General features: G+C 70.7%; 20 protein-coding genes. 12 read left to right on the forward strand and 8 right to left on the reverse strand.

Features of this window, described 5'->3' with window-relative positions; translation table 11 throughout:
• Positions 1 to 52 precede the first annotated feature (52 nt).
• The 3 genes from ABTX60_RS37615 to shiA all read right to left on the reverse strand — a co-directional run bounded on the left by ABTX60_RS37615 (position 53) and on the right by shiA (position 4,365).
• Positions 53 to 1,846 carry a sugar phosphate isomerase/epimerase and 4-hydroxyphenylpyruvate domain-containing protein gene (locus ABTX60_RS37615; RefSeq protein WP_352101424.1) on the reverse strand — a complete coding sequence of 598 codons (1,794 nt, stop codon included), beginning with the start codon at positions 1,844 to 1,846 and terminating at the stop codon, positions 53 to 55.
• Positions 1,839 to 2,816: a zinc-dependent alcohol dehydrogenase gene (locus tag ABTX60_RS37620; RefSeq protein WP_352101425.1), complete on the reverse strand. Its 978-nt coding sequence runs from the start codon at positions 2,814 to 2,816 to the stop codon at positions 1,839 to 1,841. Before ABTX60_RS37620 ends, ABTX60_RS37615 begins: the two co-directional genes overlap by 8 nt.
• Positions 2,817 to 2,994: 178 nt before the next feature.
• The gene (gene shiA / locus ABTX60_RS37625; RefSeq protein ID WP_352101426.1) at positions 2,995 to 4,365 is read right to left on the reverse strand and encodes a shikimate transporter; all 1,371 of its coding nucleotides are present in this window, start codon (positions 4,363 to 4,365) and stop codon (positions 2,995 to 2,997) included.
• 390 nt (positions 4,366 to 4,755) lie between these two features.
• Here shiA and ABTX60_RS37630 point away from each other — a divergent pair, with 390 nt between their 5' ends.
• The gene (locus ABTX60_RS37630) at positions 4,756 to 5,553 is read left to right on the forward strand and encodes an IclR family transcriptional regulator (RefSeq protein WP_352101427.1); all 798 of its coding nucleotides are present in this window, start codon (positions 4,756 to 4,758) and stop codon (positions 5,551 to 5,553) included.
• Positions 5,554 to 5,634: 81 nt separating this feature from the next.
• Here the strand turns inward: ABTX60_RS37630 and ABTX60_RS37635 are convergent, their stop codons facing one another.
• Together ABTX60_RS37635 and ABTX60_RS37640 are read right to left on the reverse strand one after the other, a co-directional pair.
• Positions 5,635 to 6,288, reverse strand: a complete 654-nt coding sequence (locus ABTX60_RS37635; protein WP_352101428.1) for a response regulator — start codon at positions 6,286 to 6,288, stop codon at positions 5,635 to 5,637.
• On the reverse strand, positions 6,288 to 7,253 hold the full coding sequence (locus ABTX60_RS37640; RefSeq protein WP_352101429.1) for a sensor histidine kinase: 966 nt from the start codon (positions 7,251 to 7,253) through the stop codon (positions 6,288 to 6,290). The genes ABTX60_RS37635 and ABTX60_RS37640 overlap by 1 nt, the downstream gene beginning before the upstream one ends.
• Positions 7,254 to 7,468: 215 nt before the next feature.
• Here ABTX60_RS37640 and ABTX60_RS37645 point away from each other — a divergent pair, with 215 nt between their 5' ends.
• On the forward strand, positions 7,469 to 7,954 hold the full coding sequence (locus ABTX60_RS37645) for a cation:proton antiporter regulatory subunit (RefSeq protein ID WP_053671045.1): 486 nt from the start codon (positions 7,469 to 7,471) through the stop codon (positions 7,952 to 7,954).
• Positions 7,955 to 7,958: 4 nt separating this feature from the next.
• The gene (locus ABTX60_RS37650) at positions 7,959 to 9,176 is read left to right on the forward strand and encodes a cation:proton antiporter (protein WP_352101430.1); all 1,218 of its coding nucleotides are present in this window, start codon (positions 7,959 to 7,961) and stop codon (positions 9,174 to 9,176) included.
• 90 nt (positions 9,177 to 9,266) lie between these two features.
• Here ABTX60_RS37650 and ABTX60_RS37655 read toward each other — a convergent pair whose 3' ends face one another.
• Positions 9,267 to 9,674, reverse strand: coding sequence for a pyrophosphohydrolase domain-containing protein (locus tag ABTX60_RS37655; protein ID WP_352101431.1), 408 nt, complete (start codon positions 9,672 to 9,674; stop codon positions 9,267 to 9,269).
• A 97-nt stretch (positions 9,675 to 9,771) separates the two neighbouring features.
• Between ABTX60_RS37655 and ABTX60_RS37660 the strand changes: the two genes are divergently transcribed.
• Positions 9,772 to 10,773, forward strand: coding sequence for a TAXI family TRAP transporter solute-binding subunit (locus ABTX60_RS37660; RefSeq protein WP_352101432.1), 1,002 nt, complete (start codon positions 9,772 to 9,774; stop codon positions 10,771 to 10,773).
• 84 nt (positions 10,774 to 10,857) lie between these two features.
• Here the strand turns inward: ABTX60_RS37660 and ABTX60_RS37665 are convergent, their stop codons facing one another.
• Together ABTX60_RS37665 and ABTX60_RS37670 are read right to left on the reverse strand one after the other, a co-directional pair.
• Positions 10,858 to 12,264: a sensor histidine kinase gene (locus ABTX60_RS37665; protein ID WP_352101433.1), complete on the reverse strand. Its 1,407-nt coding sequence runs from the start codon at positions 12,262 to 12,264 to the stop codon at positions 10,858 to 10,860.
• A 9-nt stretch (positions 12,265 to 12,273) separates the two neighbouring features.
• Positions 12,274 to 12,960, reverse strand: coding sequence for a response regulator transcription factor (locus tag ABTX60_RS37670; protein ID WP_234846366.1), 687 nt, complete (start codon positions 12,958 to 12,960; stop codon positions 12,274 to 12,276).
• 289 nt (positions 12,961 to 13,249) lie between these two features.
• Here ABTX60_RS37670 and ABTX60_RS37675 point away from each other — a divergent pair, with 289 nt between their 5' ends.
• From ABTX60_RS37675 to ABTX60_RS37710, 8 genes are all read left to right on the forward strand, one after another.
• Positions 13,250 to 14,026, forward strand: a complete 777-nt coding sequence (locus ABTX60_RS37675; RefSeq protein ID WP_352101435.1) for an amino acid ABC transporter ATP-binding protein — start codon at positions 13,250 to 13,252, stop codon at positions 14,024 to 14,026.
• An 84-nt stretch (positions 14,027 to 14,110) separates the two neighbouring features.
• Positions 14,111 to 14,950, forward strand: coding sequence for a glutamate ABC transporter substrate-binding protein (locus ABTX60_RS37680; protein WP_352101437.1), 840 nt, complete (start codon positions 14,111 to 14,113; stop codon positions 14,948 to 14,950).
• Positions 14,951 to 15,034: 84 nt separating this feature from the next.
• Positions 15,035 to 15,700 (forward strand): amino acid ABC transporter permease, encoded by a 666-nt coding sequence (locus ABTX60_RS37685; protein WP_352101439.1) that lies wholly within the window; start codon positions 15,035 to 15,037, stop codon positions 15,698 to 15,700.
• Entirely contained in the window at positions 15,697 to 16,590 is an 894-nt protein-coding gene (locus ABTX60_RS37690) for an amino acid ABC transporter permease (RefSeq protein WP_352101440.1), read from the forward strand. The genes ABTX60_RS37685 and ABTX60_RS37690 overlap by 4 nt, the downstream gene beginning before the upstream one ends.
• Before the next feature lie 176 nt (positions 16,591 to 16,766).
• Positions 16,767 to 18,374, forward strand: a complete 1,608-nt coding sequence (locus ABTX60_RS37695) for an FAD-dependent monooxygenase (RefSeq protein ID WP_352101441.1) — start codon at positions 16,767 to 16,769, stop codon at positions 18,372 to 18,374.
• 147 nt (positions 18,375 to 18,521) lie between these two features.
• Entirely contained in the window at positions 18,522 to 18,593 is a 72-nt protein-coding gene (locus ABTX60_RS37700) for a putative leader peptide (protein WP_310851512.1), read from the forward strand.
• 97 nt (positions 18,594 to 18,690) lie between these two features.
• Positions 18,691 to 19,227, forward strand: a complete 537-nt coding sequence (locus ABTX60_RS37705) for a cupin domain-containing protein (protein WP_352101442.1) — start codon at positions 18,691 to 18,693, stop codon at positions 19,225 to 19,227.
• Positions 19,224 to 19,643: a rhodanese-like domain-containing protein gene (locus ABTX60_RS37710; protein ID WP_352101443.1), complete on the forward strand. Its 420-nt coding sequence runs from the start codon at positions 19,224 to 19,226 to the stop codon at positions 19,641 to 19,643. Before ABTX60_RS37705 ends, ABTX60_RS37710 begins: the two co-directional genes overlap by 4 nt.
• The last annotated feature ends 4 nt before the right edge of the window (positions 19,644 to 19,647 follow it).

Raw genomic sequence — 19,647 nt, forward strand, 5'->3', positions numbered from 1 at the left:
GGTTCAAGGGTAGGTGCTTCCCGGAGGTCGTCGCCCCCGAGGTGCTGAGCCCTCAGCGTCGCTGGGCGGCCAGCCGGACGTGAGCGTTGGCGGCGCCGTAGCCGCGGTAGCCGCCGGTGCGCTGGACGATCTCGAAGAAGACCCGGCCCACGGTGGCCGTGTAGCAGTGGTGGAACTCGCCTCCGTGTTCGTCGCGGTCGTAGAGGATGCCGAGTTCCCGGTACGCGTCGAGGGTGCCGGGAGCGAACTCGTAGCGGGCGTCGAGGTCCTCGTAGTAGTTGGCGGGGATCTTCAGCAGTTCCGCGCCGGCAGCCCGGACGCGGCGGGCGGCTGCGGTGATGTCGTCGGTGGTGAGGGCGATGTGCTGGGCGCGGGCGCGGGTGCCCGGGTCCGGGCCGGGGGCCAGGTTGAGGACGAGGCGCGGGGTGTCGCGGGCGCCGGTCATGGCCCTGCTGCGGAAGAGGCCGTAGGGGTCCGCCAGGTCGACGCTCTCGTGCGGGCGCAGACCCAGCACCGCACGGTGGAAGAGGACGGCTTCGTCGAAGTGGTGCCAGGGCTGGGTCAGGGCCACGTGGTCGACGCCGGTCAGGAGCCCGGCCGGCGAGGAGTCCTGCCACGTGTCGGCGGCAGCCGTGAAGTCGGCGGTCCAGTCGGGGTGTCCGGGGCGTCGGGTGGCGCAGAGGAACAGTTCGGTGCCGTCGGGGGCGGCGATCGCGTCCAGTGGGACATCGTGGTCGCCGCGGCGTCGGGGCAGGACGGGCGCGAGCAGGGCCTCGGCACGCCGGGCGGCGGAGCGGGGGTCGGGGGTCTCCAGGCCGATGGCAGTGAGGGACGGGCCGTCGTCGCGGGTGCCGGTGCCGTGGTTGACCAGGATGCGGGCGTCGCCCTGGGCCCAGAGGTCCACCGGCTTGCCGGTGTGCCGTCCGGTGCGCCGGAAGCCGAGCGCGGTCAGCAGGGTGGTCACGGGGAGCGGGTCGGCCGTGGCGATCTCGGCGAAGGCGACGCCGGTCGGGGTGACCGGGGCCGGGAGCGGGGAGATGTCGGCGCTCTCCTCCAGGGCGATCAGCGACCGCAGCGCGTCGACCGCGGTGCTGCCCGAGTCCGCCTGGCGGAACACGTCGTTGAACACCTCCAGGGAGAGCGGGCCCTGGTAGCCGGCGTCCACGGCGTGACGGACGAGGGAGGTCACGTCGAGGCCGCCCTGGCCGGGGAAGCAGCGGTAATGACGGCTCCACTGCAGGACGTCCATGGCCATCAGCGGGGCGTCGGCGAGCTGCAGGAAGAAGATCTTCTCGCCGGGGATGCCCGCTATGCCCCTGGGGTCCGAGCCGCGGGAGAGGATGTGGAAACTGTCCAGGCAGACCCCCAGCGCGGGGTGGCCGGCTCGTTCGACGATGCGCCAGGCGTGGTCATAGGTGCTGACGTGCCGGCCCCAGGCGAGCGCCTCGTAGGCGATCCGCATGCCGTGTTCCCGGGCCAGACCGGCCAGCCGGCTCAGCTGCTCGGCGGCGAGGGCGTCGTCGTCGACGGCGTGCGGGGAGACGTTGGAGCAGACCAGGAGCGTGTCGGTGCCGAGCCTGCGCATGACGTCGAACTTGCGCTCCGCCCGGCGCAGACCGCGTACGAACTCCTCCTCCGGCACGCCCTCGACGTCCCGCATCGGCTGATAGAGGTCGATGGTGAGCCCGAGGTCTGCGGTGCGGGCGCGGATCTCCTCCGGGGACAGGGGGCTGGCGAGGAGGTCGTTCTCGAAGATCTCCACACCGTCGAAGCCGGCGCGGGCGGCGGCGGTCAGCTTCTCGGTGAGGGAGCCGCTGAGACTCACCGTGGCGATGGACTTACGCATCCTGGTCCCCGATGCCGATCCAGGTCTTCCCCGCACGGGCGGCGGCGCCGGCGAACGCCTGCTGGGCCTCGTCGAGCGGGAAGCGGGCCTCGACGACGGCCGAGGGCCGGGCGCCGGGCAGCTCGGCGATCGCGGTGGTGAAGTCGCCCGGGTGGTCATAGATCATCGACCCGCGGAGCACCAGTTGGCGGCGGACCACATCGTCGGTGGTGAGCGGCAGCGCGTGGGGATTGAGGCCGATCAGGACGACGGTGGCGCCGGGAGCGGCGCGGTCCACGGCCGGGCGCAGGGCGAGTGCGTGGCCCGAGGTCTCGAAGACGTATGTGTATCCGCTGCCACCGTCGTCGGGGGTCGCGCCCAGCCGTTCGGCGCGGGCGAGCCGCTGCGGGTGCGGTTCGATGACCACCGGCCGGATGCCGAGGCGGGCCAGGATCAGGCAGACCAGCAGTCCCTGGGCTCCGGCTCCGACGACCAGACAGCGGTCGGCGGGTGTCACTCCGCTGCGCCGTACGGCGGCCCGGGCCACGGCGTACGGTTCGGTGGCCGCGAGGTCGGCGCCGGTCGGGCCGTCCGGGACCGGGTGGGCGAAGTGCGCGGGGAGGGCGGCGCGTTCGGCGAGGACGCCGGGGGCGTTCAGTCCGACGATGGCCCGGTGCGGGCAGGCCGAGGTCAGGCCGCCGAGGCAGTCCGCGCAGGTGAGGCAGGCGTAGTTGGGTTCGATGACGACCCTCTGTCCCACTCGGCGGTCCCGTACCTCGCTGCCGACGGCGGCGATCCGGCCGAAGCCCTCGTGGCCCATGACCCACGGCATCGTGGGCGGCAGGCGGTTGCCGTGAAAGACGGCGAGGTCGGTACCGCACAGGCCCACGCCGTCCATCTGCACGATGACGTCGTACGGGCCGCCGGCAGGTTCCGGCCAGCCGTCCACGGTCTCGATCCTGTTCGGCCCCGTGAGGACAGCTGCTTTCACCAGAACTCCTAGCGGTCCGCTAGACGGATCAATAAATCCACTCTGCGGTCAGAGTAGAGGACGGACGAGTCCCCAACAAGGCTGAGGACCTCTCAAAAACCGGAGTGGGGCACGAGCAAGGGCCCCGGCGGCAAGGCCGGGGCCCCAGTAGCCCTGAGTTTCGGTCGGGGTTGATCCGTCAGGCGGTCGCGTCCGCCGCCGCGGTCCGCTTGCGCACCGCCTCCGGGGCCCCGGCCGCCGCGTCGTCACCCCGCATGCGCAGCGCGACGAGGAAGGAGATGGCGCAGCCGAGGGCGATGTAGGCCGCGACCAGCGTCCAGGAGCCGTCCGCCCAGATCACCAGGGATCCGGCGATGAGCGGGGTGAAGCCGCCACCTATGGCGCTGGCGAGCTGGTAGCCGACACCGGCGCCGCTGTAGCGGTACTCGGGGCCGAACATGTCGGTGAACAGGGACTGCTGGACGGAGACCGCCATGTCGTGCGCGACGTTCACCAGCAGCACCGCGCAGCCGATGATCAGCACCATGGAGCCGGACTCCATCGCCCAGAAGTACGGCACCGCGCTCACGAGGCCCACCAACGCGCCCCAGCAGTACAGCCTGCGGCGCCCGAAGCGGTCGGCCAGGTAGGCGAACCCGGGGATGGTCAGCACGGCGAGGCCGCCGACGGCCAGGTTGACGTCGAGCAGGCTGTCGCGGTTCAGACCGAGTTCGCCGGCGCCGTAGGCGAGGCCGAAGGTGGTCACGCCGTAGAAGGTGAACAGCTCCACGAATCGCAGGCCGATGATGGCGAAGAAACCCCTGGGGTTGGACTTCACGGCGGCGATCAGCGGCAGCTTCGGCCGGGCCTCCTCGCTCATCGCGGCGACCTTCTCGGTGAAGACCTCGGACTCCTCGACCCGGGCCCGCACGATCAGGCCGACGATCACGAGGGCGGCGCTGATCAGGAACGGGATGCGCCAGCCCCAGGACCGGAAGGCCGCGTCCGTGGTGGCCCCCGACATGATCTTGGTGATGAGCGTGGCGAGCAGCAGACCGACCGAGGCACCGACCTGCACGCCGCTGCTGTAGAGGGAGCGCCACTTGGCGGGGGCGTTCTCCACCGCCATCAGCGCGGCGCCGCCCCACTCACCACCCACCGCGAAGCCCTGCGCCGCGCGCAGCACCACCAGGAGCACGGGGGCCCAGATCCCGGCCTGGGCATAGGTCGGCAGGACGCCGATCAGGGTGCTGGCCACACCCATGATCAGCATGGTGAGGACGAGCATCCGCTTGCGGCCGAGCCGGTCGCCGAAGTGGCCGAAGACGATGCCGCCGAGCGGGCGGAAGAGGAAGCCCACGCCGAAGGTGGCCCAGGCGGCCAGGGTGCCCACGGCCGGGGAGGCGTCCGGGAAGAACAGGTCGCCGAAGAGGAGCCCGGCGACGATGCCGTAGAGGAAGAAGTCGTACCAGTCGACGACCGCCCCCATGAAACTGGCGATCGCCGCCCTCTTCGCGACGCCGGGGGCTCCGGCGCCGCCGGCCGCTGCCGGCTGCTGCGCACTGCTCATCTCACATACTCCCTTGGATGCTGCGACTCCCGCGACCCCTTCGTGCCGTGCGCGCGGCGCGGAGCACAACGGGGCGGGGTCACGGATGGCTACGGCGAGGACAGACGCCCGGGCGACGGCAGCGCTCGGCGGGTGTGGAGCGGCCGTCACCGGCAAACCGGGCCATCGCCACAGCGTGCGGGCGGCGACCCTCAGTACAAGGTCCATTGAGCGGACCGATCAAACCAAGTAGCGGAAACATACGGGGCTAGATTTCCGCCATCAAGGGTCGCAGCAAGATTTATTCACTTTCATGGCTCCAGTGGTCCGCCTGATGGACTACCGTCACGAGTGAGCGCGGTGACACTCACGGCAGATGCCGCGCGGAGCCGACACCCTGGGAGCGGATTCGTGGACGACAGGCAGGCAGAGGGCGAGGCGGCCCGGGAGCCCAACGGGACGACGGGCGTACGCAGCGTGCGGCGCGCCCTGGACATCCTCGGCCTGCTGAGCGAGGAACGCCCGGTCATCTCACTGCGCGAGATCATCGACGCCACCGGACTGGCCAAGACCACCGTCCTGCGCCTGGTCCAGACCCTGGAGGAGAGCGGCCTGCTCTGGTCGCACCCGGCCGGTTACACCGCCGGACCCGGCTTGTGGCGCTGGGCCTACCTGGCCCGCAGCCAGTGGGAGGTGCCGCAGGAGACCCGCAAGGTCATGCGTGACCTCGCCGACCGGCTGGGCGAGACGGTCAACATCTTCGTCGCCCGCGACGTGAGCCGCGTCTGTGTCGCGCACGAGGAGAGCCCGCACCCCTTGCGTCACGTCGTCGACGTCGGCGACGAACAGCCCCTGTGGGCCGGCGCCTCCTCCAAGATCCTGCTGCGCGACGTCTCGGAGACCCTGCTGCGCCGGGTCGCCGCCGCCTCCCCCCACGGTGAGGTGCACGCCGACCGGTTGCGCGCCTGGGCGCAGGAGGCCGCGCAGCGCGGCTACGCGGTCAGCAGCAGCGAGTGGGACGAAGGCCTGACCGCCGTCGCCGTGCCGGTCACCGGCCGTTCGGACTCGGTCGTCGCCTCGCTCTCCCTCAGCGGTCCCAGCCACCGCTTCCCCTATGAGGCCGTGGAGCGGTTCGCCACCGACCTCGCGGAGTCGGCCGCGCTCATCTCGGCCCAGGGTTTCAGCCACCCGCTCAGCCAAGGCCGCTGAACCCCGACGCCGCCGGGAAACGACACAGGCAGGCGGTCGCGGGAAGGGACTCGGCCGCCTGTGCAGGACCCCGCACGGGGCTCAGGGCTCTATGAGTCCGGCTCTGATCGCGTACCGGGTCAGCTCCAGACGGTCGCGCATGCCGAGCTTCTGCAGGAGGTTGGCGCGGTGGCGCTCCACGGTCTTGGCACTGATGAAGAGGAGTTCCCCGATCTCCTTCGAGGTGTGGCCCTCGGCGACCAGCTTGAGGATCTCCTCCTCGCGCTCGGTGATGGCCCGCTCCGGCAGGCCGTCGCCCCGGTGCAGCCGCGCCAGGTAGGAGCGGACGAGGGCGCGTTCGGCACCCGGGTAGATGAACGGCTCGTCGCGTACGGCGGCCCGGCAGGCCTCGACCAGGTCGCGGTCGGCGACGGACTTGAGCACGTAGCCGCTGGCTCCGGCCCTGAGCGCCTCGAAGAAGTACTCCTCGTTGTCGTACATCGTCAGGATCAGGATGTGCAGGCCGGGCATCCGGCGGGAGAGTTCCCGGGCCGCCTGGAGGCCGGTCGTGCGGGGCATGGCGATGTCCAGGACGGCGAGGTCCACCGGGATTTCCCGGGCCTTGGCGACGGCCTCGGCACCGTCCCCGGCCTCGGCCACGACCGTGAGGTCGGGCTCTCCGTCCAGGATGAGGCGCACGCCCCGGCGTACGAGGGTGTGGTCGTCGGCGAGCAGCACACGGATCGGTGTGGTCATCAGCGGGGTCCTTCGGTCACGGGTACGCGCCGCGTCACCGGTACGCGCAGCCGTACGTCGGTGCCCCCGTCCGGCGCCGGTTGCAGGGTCAGGGCGGCCCCGATCAGCAGCGCGCGCTCGCGCATGCCCGTGAGGCCGGCGCCCTCGGGAGCGCCGCCGAGGCCCGTGCCGTTGTCGCGGACGAGGAGTTCGACGCCGTCGGGGACCGGCTCGAGGCGGAGTTCGGCGCGGTCGGCGGCGGCGTGCCGGGCGGTGTTGGTCAGGCCCTCCTGGGCGACCCGGTAGACGACGAGTTCCGCCTCCGGCGTCAGGGCGGGCAGTTCACCGGTGACGTGATGGCGCACGGTCAGCCCGTGGGTCGTGAACTCGCCGGCCAGCGAACGCAGGGCGCTGGCCAGCCCCAGTTCCTCCAGCACGCCGGGACGCAGACGGCGGGCGATCCGGCGGATCTCGTCCAGGCCGGCCCGGGTCGCCTCCTGCGCCTGGCCCACCTCCTCGCGAAGGTCCTCGGGCGCCCGGTCGGCGACGCGCTTGAGCTGGAGGAGGACGGCGGTCAGGGTCTGCCCGACCTCGTCGTGGAGTTCCCGGGCGATCCGGTGCCGTTCGCTCTCCTGTGCGGACAGCGCCCGGGCGGCACCCGCGGCCCGCTCGGCCTCCAGCCGGTCGAGCATCGTGTTGTACGTCGTGATCAGCCCGGCCGTCTCCGCCGGCCCCGCGACCACGGGCCGGGAGCCCGGGCGCAGCAGGTCCGCGGTGGCCATGGCGCGGTCGAGGCGTTGCAGGGGCACCAGGCCGTACCGCAGCACGAGCGCGTTGCCGGCGAGCAGCAGCACCAGGCCGCCGAGCAGGACGAGGGCCTCGCCCGCGAGGACGGGGGTGGACACGGTGACCGGGCCGAGCAGCAGCGCCGTGGCCACGACGAGGCCGACGGCGTTCAGCGAGAAGATCCGCCAGAACAACGACACGCTTCTGGATCCGCTCCTTCCCGACGTCGCGCGGTGCACCGCCCCCTTCACCCTCTCCGGTGACCGGCCGCTGCGTATATCCGTCACGACACCCATGTCGTCACCGTACGGCCGGATGGGAACATGCGGAGTTGACTCGTCCGATGATCGGCTCCGCTCATCAGGCAGACAAAGCATGACAACCAAGACGAACAAGACGAACAAGGGGAAGCAACGTGTCAGCTCCGCGCCTGAGGGCGACGCCGCTGCCGGGCATCGGGGTCCAGTACGACCTGGAGACCCGGGAACACCGCCATCTGTCGGTGGTGGCGCACCGCGACGGCACGCGCACGGTGAACGTGTACCGGTCCGACGATCCCGACTCGTGCGCACAGTCGTTGAAGCTGACCAGCTCGGAGGCGGGCTCGCTGATCGACGCGCTGAAGCCGTCCCACCACAGCCCGAGCCTGCTGTACACCACGGACCTCGGGCTGGTCGCCGAGCGGATCGAGGTGGCCGCGACCTCGCGCTGGAACGGGAGGGTGCTCGGCGACATGCGGATGCGGACGGAGACGGGCGCGTCGGTGGTGGCCGTGCTGCGCCGGGCCGAGGCCATCCCGTCGCCCGCGCCGGACTTCCGGCTGTCGGGCGGTGACACGCTGATCGTCGTCGGCACCCGTGAGGGCGTCGACGCGGCGGCGACCATACTCGGGCGGGAGTGAACTTTTGCACTCCGCTGTTCTGCTCATCGAGTTCGGTTCCATCATTCTCGGCCTCGGCCTGCTCGGCCGGTTCGCCGCCCGGTTCCAGCTCTCGCCGATCCCCCTGTACCTCCTGGCCGGCCTGGCCTTCGGGGAGGGCGGTCTGCTGCCGCTCGGCGCGAGCGAGGAGTTCATCGCCACGGGCGCGGAGATCGGCGTCATCCTGCTGCTGCTGATGCTGGGCCTGGAGTACACGGCGAGCGATCTGGTCTCCAACCTCAAGACCCACTATCCGTCCGGCCTGGTCGACTGCGCCCTCAACGCGCTGCCCGGGGCGGCCGTGGCGCTGCTGCTCGGTTGGGGCCCGGTGGCCGCGGTCGTGCTGGCCGGTGTCACCTGGATCTCGTCGTCCGGCGTGATCGCGAAGGTGCTGGGTGATCTGGGCCGGGTCGGCAACCGGGAGACGCCGGTGATCCTCAGCGTGCTGGTGCTGGAGGATCTGGCGATGGCGGTGTACCTGCCCATCGTCACGGCGCTGGTGGCCGGCGTCGGGCTGATGGCCGGCAGTGTGACCCTGGCGATCGCGCTGGGCGCGGCCGGTCTCGTGCTGTTCCTGGCCGTGCGCTACGGCAGGCTCATCTCACGGTTCGTCTCCAGCGACGACCCGGAGAAGCTGCTGCTGGTCGTGCTGGGCCTGACGATCCTGGTCGCGGGTGTCGCACAGCAGCTCCAGGTGTCGGCTGCGGTCGGGGCCTTCCTGGTGGGCATCGCGCTGTCGGGGGAGGTCGCAGAGGGTGCGCACACCCTGTTGAGCCCCCTGCGTGACCTGTTCGCCGCGGTCTTCTTCGTCTTCTTCGGGCTGCACACCGACCCGTCGAGCATCCCGCCCGTGCTGCTGCCCGCGCTCGGGCTGGCCGTCGTCACCGCGCTGACGAAGATCGCCACCGGGTACTGGGCGGCCCGGCGGGCCGGGATCTCCGTCAAGGGCCGCTGGCGTGCGGGGGGCGCGCTGGTGGCCCGCGGAGAGTTCTCGATCGTCATCGCGGGTCTCGCGGTCGCGGCCGGGGTCGAACCGTCCCTCGGCCCGCTGGCCACGGCCTATGTGCTGATCCTGGTCGTCCTCGGCCCGCTCACCGCGCGGTACACCGAGCCGGTGGCGACCTGGTGGTCCCGCCGCCGCGAGCCCGGCCACCCGCAGCCCGCGCCCCGGGCGGCCGAGGCGGAGGCGCCGGTCGCCGACTGAGGGGGCCGGGCCGGGGCGCCGAGGCGGAGGCATCCGTCGCCGACTGAGGGGGCCGGGGCGCCGAGGCGTGATCTCTGAGCATGCCCCAGGTCAGGCGCCCCCGCCCGGCACCCACCCCTGCCTGCGCAGCAGCCCCGGCACGTCCGGTGCCTCGTAGTGCTCGCCCTTGAGGACCTTGCCGTCCTCGCGGCGGGAGACCGAGCCGTCGGGGCCGATCTTCGTCATGTTGGAGCGGTGGATCTCGGCGAGCACCGCGTCGAGGTCGATGCCGTGCACGAGGGCGGTGCCGTACGCGACGTAGACCACGTCCGCCAGCTCGTGGGCGAGCCGGTCGAGCGGCCCCCGCACCGACACCTCGGCGACCTCAGCCGCCTCCTCCGCGAGGAGTTCGCCCCGGTGGGCCGCCAGTTCCGGGGAGACCTCCGTCGGCGTACTGCGGGCGTCCAGGCCGAAGGCGCGGTGGAATTCACGGACCAGGTCAGCGGGCGAAGAGCTCATGAAGGCGACTGTAGTGGCGGCCACTGACACTCCCCCCGCCCCCGGCTTGTGACCCCTGCCCTGGTCAGGGGACCACGCGGCTGGCAGGATCGCCCGCATGTCCAGCACGCTCCCCCGTATCGGCAGGCGTCGGTCCCTGCAGGGCGGCGCCGCCTCCCTCGTGGTCCTCGGCCTGCTGCTGTGGTGGCTGCGCCCCTGGGCCGAGGAGCCGCCGAGCGGGACCATCAGGTTCAGCACGGGCACCCGCGCGGGCGTCTACCACGAGTACGGCAAGCTCCTGAGCGACGAGATCGACAAGGACATGCCCGACCTGAAGGTGCGGCTGCTGCCCAGTGCCGGTTCGCAGGAGAACGTCGCGGACGTGGCGAGCGGCGACGCGGACTTCGCGATCGCCGCGGCCGACGCGGTCGCCACGTACAAACTCGCCAAGGGCCCGGGTGCCGACCGGTTGCGCGGTGTCGCCCGCCTGTACGACGACTACGTCCAGCTCGTCGTGCCGCCGGACTCCGACATCCGCTCCGTCGCGGACCTGCGGGGCAAGCGCGTCGCCATAGGGCTGCCCGACTCCGGTGTGCGGCTGATAGCGACGCGCGTGCTCAAGGCGGCCGGCATCGACCCGGAGAAGGACATCGAGCCGTCGTCGGACGGCATCGACACCGGACCCAAGCGGCTGGGCCACGGCCTGGACGCGTTCTTCTGGTCGGGCGGCCTGCCCACCGACGGGCTCAGCCGGCCCGCCAAGAAGTCGGCGTCGGCCTTCCGGTTCGTGCCGATCGACGCCTCGCTGGTGGCCAAACTGCACGACCAGGGCGGCGCCACCCGCTACTACCGGGCCACCAAGATGCCTGAATCCGCCTACCCCACAATCCAGCGCGGCAGGGCGGTACCGACGCTCGCGGTGTCCAACCTGCTGATCACGCGCAGCGACATGGATCCGCGGCTCACCGAGTGGCTGACCCGTACGGTGCTCGACAGCCGGGATCTCATCGGCAAGAACGTCCACTCCGCCCAGCTGGTCGATGTCCGCACGGCGATCTACACCGACCCTCTGAAGCTGCACGTGGGTGCCCAGCGCTACTACCAGTCGGTCAAGCCGTAGCGCCACGGCGGACCGCGGCCGCGCCGCAGTCGCCTTGCCGTCAGGCCGTGGGTGCCTTCCCGTCAGGCCCTGGGCGCCTGCCAGTCAGGCCGTGGGCGCCGACCTCGGTACCGCCACCGTCACCTTCAGTCCGTGCGGCTCGTGACGGTCGTACGCGATCGAACCGCCGCCCGCCGCGAGCAGCGCCCGCGAGATGGACAGCCCGAGGCCCGAGCCCTTGATGTTCTGGTGCCGGCCGCTGCGCCAGAAGCGGTCGCCGACGCGGGCCAGCTCCTCCTCGGTGAGGCCGGGGCCCTGGTCGGTCACGACGACGGTGGACGTGTCGCCGTTGGAGGCGACGGTCACCTCCACGGTCTGCTGCTCGGGCGTGAACTTCACCGCGTTGTCGATGACCGCGTCCAGCGCGCTGGACAGTGCGACCGGGTCGGCCCACGCGGTCGTCGGCGGGCAGTCGCCCACCAGGCGCACGCCCTTGGCCTCGGCGGTCGGAGCCCAGGCCGCGAGGCGTTCGGCGGCGAGCTCACCGATGTCGGTGATCCTCAGATCCGCCTCGGTGTGCTCGGCCAGCGCGAGGTCGAGCAGGTCGTCCAGGACCTGGGCGAGACGCTTGCCCTCGGCCTGGACCGAGGCGATCTCCTGGTTGCCCTCCGGCAGTTCGAACGAGAGCAGCTCGATGCGCAGCAGCAGCGCGGCGAGGGGGTTGCGGAGTTGGTGGGAGGCGTCGGCGACGAAGGCGCGCTGCTGCTCCAGCACGTCCTCGACGTTGTCCGCCATCTCGTTGAACGACCGGGCGAGCCGCTGGAGTTCCGGCGGCCCGCCGGCGGCGGCGACCCGGGACTTGAGCCGGCCGGTGGCGATGTCGTGGGTGGTGGCGTCCAGGACGCGCACGGGCTTGAGCACCCAGCCGGTCAGCCGCAGGGCGGCACCGACGGCCAGCAGCATCGCGGCGGACTCGCCCGCGCCGATGACCAGCCAGCCGTGCAGCGTGCGGGAACGCAACTGCCCCGTGGGCGAGTCGGTGACGACGACCGCGACGACATCGCCGTCCCGGATGACCGGCGAGGCGACCACGAGGTTGCGGCGCTGCCAGGGCCACACCTGCTTCGGGTCGTGGCTGCGGCGGCTGAGCTTCGCCTCGTCGAAGGCGTCCCGTACCTCGCCCCCCTCGGGCAGTGACCACTCGGCCGGGGCGTGGGCCATGGCACGACCGGTGCGGTAGAAGACACCGGCTCGGATGCCGTAGACCTCGTAGTAGCTGCGCAGCTCGCTGCTGAGGGTGGCCAGGCGCTCGTTCTCGAAGGCGCCGGTGGTGCCGTCGGGTGAGTCGGTGACGAACTGGGCGAGGGCGGCGAAGCGCGCCGTGTCGTCGATCCGGTCGACGACGACCTCCTGCTGCTGGGCGCCGGCGAGACTGACGGCGAGCGGGACGCCGAGCGCGAGCAGAACGGCCGCCATCAGAACGATGAGCAGCGGGAGCAGACGAGTGCGCACCCGGCCCCGCTACCCGGCAGGCGCGACGAGCCGGTAACCGACTCCGCGGACGGTCTCGATGAGCGCCGGCATCCGCAGCTTGGCGCGCAGGGACGCGACGTGCACCTCCAGGGTGCGCCCGGTGCCCTCCCAGCTGGTCTGCCACACCTCGCTGATGATCTGCTCCCGGCGGAAGACCACTCCGGGCCGCTGCGCGAGCAGGGCCAGCAGGTCGAACTCCTTGCGGGTCAGGCTGATCACCGACCCGTCGACACTGACCCTGCGCGTGGGCAGCTCGATGTGCACCGGGCCGAGCCGCAGCTCGGTCTCGATGCCGCTGGAGGTGTCCTCGTGGGAGGTGCGCCGGCTGACCGCGTGGATACGGGCGAGCAGCTCCCCGGTGTCGTAGGGCTTCACCACGTAGTCGTCCGCGCCGAGGTTGAGGCCGTGGATGCGGGAGCGCACGTCGGAGCGCGCGGTGACCATGATCACCGGGGTGCTGGTGCGCTTGCGGATCTTGCCGCAGACCTCGTATCCGTCCTGGTCGGGCAGGCCGAGGTCGAGGAGGACGACGCCGAAGCAGTCGACCTCGGGGACGAGTGCCTGGAGGGCCTCCTCACCGCTGCGCGCGTGCGTGACGTCGAACCCGTGCCGTGCCAGAACCGCCGACAGGGCGGCGGCGACGTGATTGTCGTCCTCGACGAGCAGCAGTCTCACCCGGTCCCCCTTCAGTTCATCGGCCGTACCATCTGACTGTGTACACAACGCGTGCACACGCGCGCGTGCACCTTGTGCAGTCACGCTGATGGATGAGGACGGCGTCAAGAGAGTTCCGGTTGCGGAGCCCTTCCGTTACCCGGCCGATATCAGCGCTGCTCACAAGTGCTACGACACGTGTCCGATTGCTATCGGATCGTGATGCTCAGATTCCCCTCAGATGTAATGACGCAGGTCGTAGAGGGTAACTACTGTCCTCCGAAACCGAGGAGGACGGAGCCTGAGAGCGATGACCGAAGTATCGGTGGCCAAGGAAGATATGGCCGCGACCGGCGATCTGGTCGTCCTGAAGAGCGTCAACAAGCACTTCGGCGCGTTGCACGTACTCCAGGACATCGACCTGACGATCGCCCGCGGTGAAGTCGTCGTGGTCATCGGACCCTCCGGGTCCGGCAAGTCCACCCTGTGCCGCACCATCAACCGCCTGGAGTCGACCGACTCCGGCTCGATCACGATCGACGGCAAGCCGCTCCCCGCCGAGGGCAAGGCGCTCGCGAAGCTGCGCGCCGACGTCGGGATGGTCTTCCAGTCCTTCAACCTCTTCGCGCACAAGACCGTGCTCGAGAACGTGATGCTCGGCCAGATCAAGGTCCGCAAGAAGGACAAGAAGGCGGCCGAGGAGCGGGCCCGGGCCCTGCTCGACCGGGTCGGCGTGGGCGCGCAGGCCGAGAAGTACCCGGCTCAGCTCTCCGGCGGTCAGCAGCAGCGCGTCGCCATCGCGCGAGCGCTGGCCATGGAGCCGAAGGTGATGCTCTTCGACGAGCCGACCTCCGCGCTCGACCCCGAGATGATCAACGAGGTGCTGGAGGTCATGCAGCAGCTCGCCCGCGACGGCATGACGATGATCGTCGTCACCCATGAGATGGGTTTCGCACGATCGGCTGCAAACCGCGTGGTGTTCATGGCGGACGGCCGAATCGTCGAGGAGGCTGCGCCCGACCAGTTCTTCAGCGCTCCGCGCAGCGACCGTGCCAAGGACTTCCTTTCGAAGATCCTGCACCACTGACGGCGCGGGTCGCGTCCGACGCACACCCCGTGCCGCCCGCCCCTTGAGGGCCCGCATCTCTTTACCAGCCAAAGGATGTTCATCATGAAGCTCCGCAAGGTCACCGCCGCCTCGGCCACCGTCTTCGCTCTCGCCCTCACCGCCACCGCGTGCGGCGGCGACAACAGCACCGGCGGCGACTCCGGCTCCGACGGCGGCAAGACGATCACCGTCGGCATCAAGTTCGATCAGCCCGGTCTCGGCCAGAAGACGCCGCAGGGCTACGCCGGCTTCGACGTGGACGTCGCCACGTACGTCGCGAAGAAGCTCGGTTACAACGCCGATCAGATCGAGTGGAAGGAAGCGAAGAGCGCCGACCGCGAGACCATGCTCCAGCGTGGTGACGTCGACTTCATCGCGGCGACCTACTCGATCACCCCCGAGCGCCAGGAGAAGGTCGACTTCGCCGGTCCTTACCTGCTGGCGCACCAGGATGTTCTGGTTCGTGCGGACGACAACAAGATCAAGACGCCGAAGGACCTGAACAACGCCAAGCTCTGCTCGGTCACCGGCTCCACCTCGGCGCAGAACGTCAAGGACAAGCTGGCCCCCAAGGCGCAGCTGCAGCCGTACCCGACGTACTCCGCGTGCCTCCCCGGCCTCCAGAACGGTGCCGTCGACGCGCTGACCACCGACGACTCGATCCTCGCCGGTTACGCCGCCCAGTCGCAGTTCAAGGGCAAGTTCAAGCTCGGCGGCTTCAAGCTGACGAACGAGAACTACGGCATCGGCGTCAAGAAGGGCAGCGACCTCAAGGACAAGATCAACAAGGCCCTCGAGACCATGGTCGCCGACGGTGCCTGGCAGAAGGCCGTGGACAAGAACCTCGGCCCGGCCGACTACAAGAACGAGCCGGCGCCGAAGATCGGCGAGATCAAGAGCTGAGGCAGCGCCTGACAGGGTGCGCCGCCCACTGGGAGGGGCGGCGCACCGGCGTGGGCATCCCTACACGCGGAAGCACGGGAGATCGTGTTCGACTTTCTTGAGGATTACGACCTGCTGGGAGCCTTCTGGACGACAGTGCAGCTCGCTGTGCTCTCCGCCGTCGGCTCCCTGATCTGGGGCACCCTGCTGGCCGCCATGCGCGTCGGCCCGGTGCCGCTGATGCGCGGCTTCGGGACCGCGTACGTGAACATCGTGCGCAACATCCCGTTGACCGTCATCATCCTGTTCACGTCGCTGGGCCTGAACCAGACGTTGGGAGTCTCCCTCGGCGCGGACGACGTCGAGACGATCAACTTCCGGCTCGCCGTGCTGGGCTTGATTCTCTACACCTCGTCCTTCGTGTGCGAGGCGCTGCGCTCCGGCATCAACACGGTGCCGGTCGGGCAGGCGGAGGCGGCCCGCGCGATCGGTCTCAACTTCCGCCAGGTGCTGGGGCTTGTCGTGCTGCCGCAGGCGTTCCGTTCGTCCGTCGTCCCGCTCGCGAACGTGCTGATCGCCCTCATCAAGAACACCACGGTGGCCGCCGCCATCGGTGTCGCCGAAGCGGCGGTACTGATGAAGGAGATGATCGAGAACGAGGCGCAGCTGCTGCTGATCTCGGCGATCATCGCGTTCGGTTTCGTGATTCTGACGCTGCCGACCGGCCTGATCCTCGGCTGGGTGGGCAAGAAGGTGGCGGTGAAGCGATGAGCTCCGTCCTGTACGACGCGCAGGGGCCCCGCGCCAAGCGTCGCAACATCGTCCTCACGGTGGTCTTCCTGGTCGCCGTCGCCGCTCTGCTGTGGTGGGTGTTCGGGACCCTCAAGGACAAGGGTCAGCTGGAATGGGCCCTGTGGGAGCCGTTCGTCCACACCGAGGCTTGGTCCACGTACATCTGGCCGGGTCTGCAGAACACCCTGAAGGCCGCCGCCCTGGCGGTGATCATCGCGATGCCACTGGGCGCGGTTCTCGGCATCGCCCGTCTGTCGGACCACGTGTGGGTCAGGGTGCCGGCCGCGGTCGTGGTCGAGTTCTTCCGGTCCATCCCCGTGCTGGTCCTGATGATCTTCGGCCTCGCTCTCTTCGCCGAATACACCAACGTGACCTCCGACGACCGTCCGCTCTACGCGGTCGTCACCGGCCTGGTGCTGTACAACGCATCCGTCTTGGCGGAGATCGTCCGGGCGGGCATCCTGTCCCTGCCCAAGGGGCAGTCCGAAGCGGCGATGGCGATCGGTCTGCGCAAGGGCCAGTTGATGCGCCTGATCCTGCTGCCGCAGGCCGTCACCGCGATGCTCCCGGCCATCGTCAGCCAGCTCGTCGTCATCGTGAAGGACACCGCGCTCGGCGGTGCCGTGCTCACCTACTCCGAGCTGCTCTCCTCGGCGAACACGATGAGCGGCTACTACGGTGCGAACATCATCGCCAGCTTCACGGTCGTGGCGATCATCTTCATCGCGCTCAACTTCGCCCTCACCTCGTTCGCCAGCTGGCTGGAGCGTCGACTGCGGCGCGCCAAGAAGTCGACGGGCGCGGTCGTGGGCCCGAACGACGCGGAGATCGCCGGTGCGGCCGGGACCGGCGCCGGAGGCGGTATCTGACACCCGGTCACCTCACGTGACACACTCAGGGGCAGTGGCATGATCGCCACTGCCCCTGGTCACTTGACGCAAGCACCGGCAATGGGTTGCATACGTTCTGTGATCGTGCACCCTGCTCCAACTTCCTGTTCACCTACGTCTCAGAAGACACCACCGCGGGCAGGGGGCGCCACGCCGTGGACCCGGTGATCATCGTCGGAGCGGGGCCCGTCGGGCTCACGCTCGCCCTGGCGCTGGCGCGTCAGGAGGTGCCGTGCGTCGTCCTCGACGAGGGCCCGGGCAAGGACGAACCCCGCGCGGCGCGCACCGTCGTCCTGCGCGAGGACACCGCCGCTCTGATGGAACGGCTGACCGGCATGCCCCTCACCCGGGCCGGTGCGCACTGGGCCGGATGGCGGTCGATGCGGCGCAGGCAGGTGATGCGCGAGGTCGTTTTCGACGGTACCGAGCCCGCCCCCCTGCACATCGCCCAGCACGAGCTGACCGGAGCCCTGCGCGCGGCCCTCGCGGACGAACGGCTCGTCAAGATCGCGGTGGAGAGCCGCCTCGACGGCCTCGAACAAGAGCCCTCGGGCGTCACGGCCCACACCCGCGGCCCCAAGGGCACCTGGTGGCGCGGCAGTTACCTGGTCGGCTGCGACGGGCCCCGTTCGACCGTGCGCAAGATCCAGGACATCCGCTTCCCGGGCCGTACGGCGGTGGAACGTCACGCCGTCGCCGCGCTCCGTACGGAACTGCCCTGGCACGACGCGGCGTTGCTGCACCGCCAACCGCCCTGGCGCATGTCCGGGCCCTCGGCCGGCGAGGTCACGGCGCGTCCGCTGCCGGACGGCGTCTGGCGCCTCGACTGGCTCCTGCCGCCCGGCAAGGACCTGGTCACCCCCGAGCTGCTGCTCACCCGGATCCGGGAAACCCTGGCCGGCTGGGCAGGCGGCACGACCCCGCCGTACGAGCTGCTGGACACCGGTGTCCACACCGTTCACCACCGGCTGGCCCGCCGCTGGCGCGCCGACCGCGTGTTCCTCGCCGGGGACGCGGCCCATCTGCTCGGCGCGCTGGGCACACACGGGCTGGACGAGGGCCTGCGGGACGCCGACAACCTTGCCTGGAAACTTGCCCTGGCCTGGCACCACGGGCCGCACGAGGCGCTTCTCGACAGCTACCAGACGGAACGCCGGGCGGTCGTCGCCGCCCGGCTCCGCGCCGCTGACCAGGCACTGCCGCTGTTGCGCGGCGGTGGCGGACTGCGGGCCGTCGTCCCGGGTTCGTCCCGGGGCCACGACGCCCTGCTCACCGAGGGTCACTTGGGGCACGGCCAGCTCGGCGCGCCGGGGGCGTACGCCGACTCGCCGCTCGCGCCCGGCCTCCTCGAAGGGGAGGTGCCGGTCGACACACCACTCGGTTCACCGGTCACCGACGTACGGGTCACCGCGGAGGACGGCACCTTCGTGCGGCTGCGGGACCGGCTCGGCCGCGGTGCGCTGCTCGTGGTGCTGATCGCGCCGGGCACGGGCGTCTGGGAGCGCAAGCACTGGGTCGGCGCGGGCATCATGCCGCAGCTCGCGGCGGCGGTCACGGCGCTGCCGCACCCCGCCGAGCTGCTCGTGGCCGAGAGCTATCCGGGGGCGGCCGCGCACACGGTGCTGCTGGTGCGTCCCGACGGGCACCTCGTCACAGCGCTGGGTGGAGTGCGCCCGGCCGATCTGTACACCGCGGCGGAGGCCACGGTGGGCGGACCGGTGAAGGCGCAGGCAGAGGCCGGCGCTTCGGCCGGTTCACGCTGAGGTCGGCCCGGGGGGTCGGTTCCAAGGATCGGTCCCGGGGGTCGGTCCTGGTGCGATGTGCTCACTGTCACAGAGCGTCCGCATGGTGACAGTGAGTTGACCCGTCCGGGCGGCCGTGGTGTACTCCGGTGCGTGACCGACACCTGTGTGCGCCTGTGGCGGAGGGTCCATATGGACCTCCTCCGCTATGCGGGCTGCGTGTGTCGCCCGTCCTGCTGATTTCGCATTCCTCTTCTTCTGTGCGCGCGCCGCGCTCTGTCCGCCGGCTGCCGCGCCTCGCCCGCGAACCCTCATCAGGACCTTCAGGACGGCACCCGTGTTTGTACCCCCTTCTGCCACCCCCTCTGTCTCCACCGGTCCGGCTCCCACCCAGGCCGACCTCTACGACTTCGTCCGGCGCACGGCCGCCGACACCGAGCTGATCGACTCCCTGCCGCTCGACCCGGAGGGCCGCACGTGGGTGCGGCTGGAAGGGCCCGGCGGCAGCGAAGCGTGGCTGATCGGCTGGCCGCCCGGCACGGGCACTGGCTGGCACGACCACGCCGACTCGGTCGGTGCCTTTCTGACCGCCTCGGGCGAGCTCAAGGAGAACTCGCTCGCCGCCCGGCTGCCCACGGACGGCTGGAAGACCCTGGAGCTCACCGACGACGTGGACCGGGAACGCCGGCTGCGGACCGGCCAGGGTCGCGCCTTCGGCCGACACCACGTCCACGAGGTGCTCAACGAGTCTCCCGACCGGCACGCGATCTCCGTCCACGCCTACTACCCGCCTCTGCCGCAGATCCGCCGCTACAGCCGCAACGGCCCCATCCTGCGACTCGAGCAGGTCGAGCGTCCGGAGGACTGGCAGTGAGCACCGCACCCGGGCCGACGAGCCACGAGACTCAACCGCCGGTCAGCATCGACGAGTTGCTGGACCGGATCCGGGCGGGCTACGAGCGGATCGAACCGCAGGACGCGTACGAGGCTGCCCGGGCCGGCGACGCGCTCCTGATCGACATCCGCTACGCCGCCCTGCGCGATCGGGACGGCCTCATCCCCGGCGCCCTGGTCGTCGAGCGCAACGAACTGGAATGGCGCCTCGACCCCCAGGGCAGCCATCGCCTCCCCGAGGCCACGAGCCATGCCCTGCGCATCGTCGTGATCTGCAACGAGGGCTACGCGTCCAGCCTGGCGGCCCAGTCCTTGCACCAGCTGGGCCTGCACCGGGCCACGGACCTGATCGGAGGGTTCCAGGCGTGGCGGGAGGCGGGGTTGCCGGTGGAGTGAGAGC

Origin of the sequence: Streptomyces sp. NPDC126510 (genome assembly GCF_040302345.1) — a bacterium.
GTDB lineage: Bacteria > Actinomycetota > Actinomycetes > Streptomycetales > Streptomycetaceae > Streptomyces.

Coding starts and splice junctions, on each gene's coding strand:
- ABTX60_RS37615 (WP_352101424.1), bottom strand. CDS start 1,846: ATGCGTAAGTCCATCGCCACGGTGAGTCTCAGCGGCTCCCTCACCGAG.
- shiA (WP_352101426.1), bottom strand. CDS start 4,365: ATGAGCAGTGCGCAGCAGCCGGCAGCGGCCGGCGGCGCCGGAGCCCCC.
- ABTX60_RS37635 (WP_352101428.1), bottom strand. CDS start 6,288: ATGACCACACCGATCCGTGTGCTGCTCGCCGACGACCACACCCTCGTA.
- ABTX60_RS37655 (WP_352101431.1), bottom strand. CDS start 9,674: ATGAGCTCTTCGCCCGCTGACCTGGTCCGTGAATTCCACCGCGCCTTC.
- ABTX60_RS37660 (WP_352101432.1), top strand. CDS start 9,772: ATGTCCAGCACGCTCCCCCGTATCGGCAGGCGTCGGTCCCTGCAGGGC.
- ABTX60_RS37675 (WP_352101435.1), top strand. CDS start 13,250: ATGACCGAAGTATCGGTGGCCAAGGAAGATATGGCCGCGACCGGCGAT.
- ABTX60_RS37680 (WP_352101437.1), top strand. CDS start 14,111: ATGAAGCTCCGCAAGGTCACCGCCGCCTCGGCCACCGTCTTCGCTCTC.
- ABTX60_RS37690 (WP_352101440.1), top strand. CDS start 15,697: ATGAGCTCCGTCCTGTACGACGCGCAGGGGCCCCGCGCCAAGCGTCGC.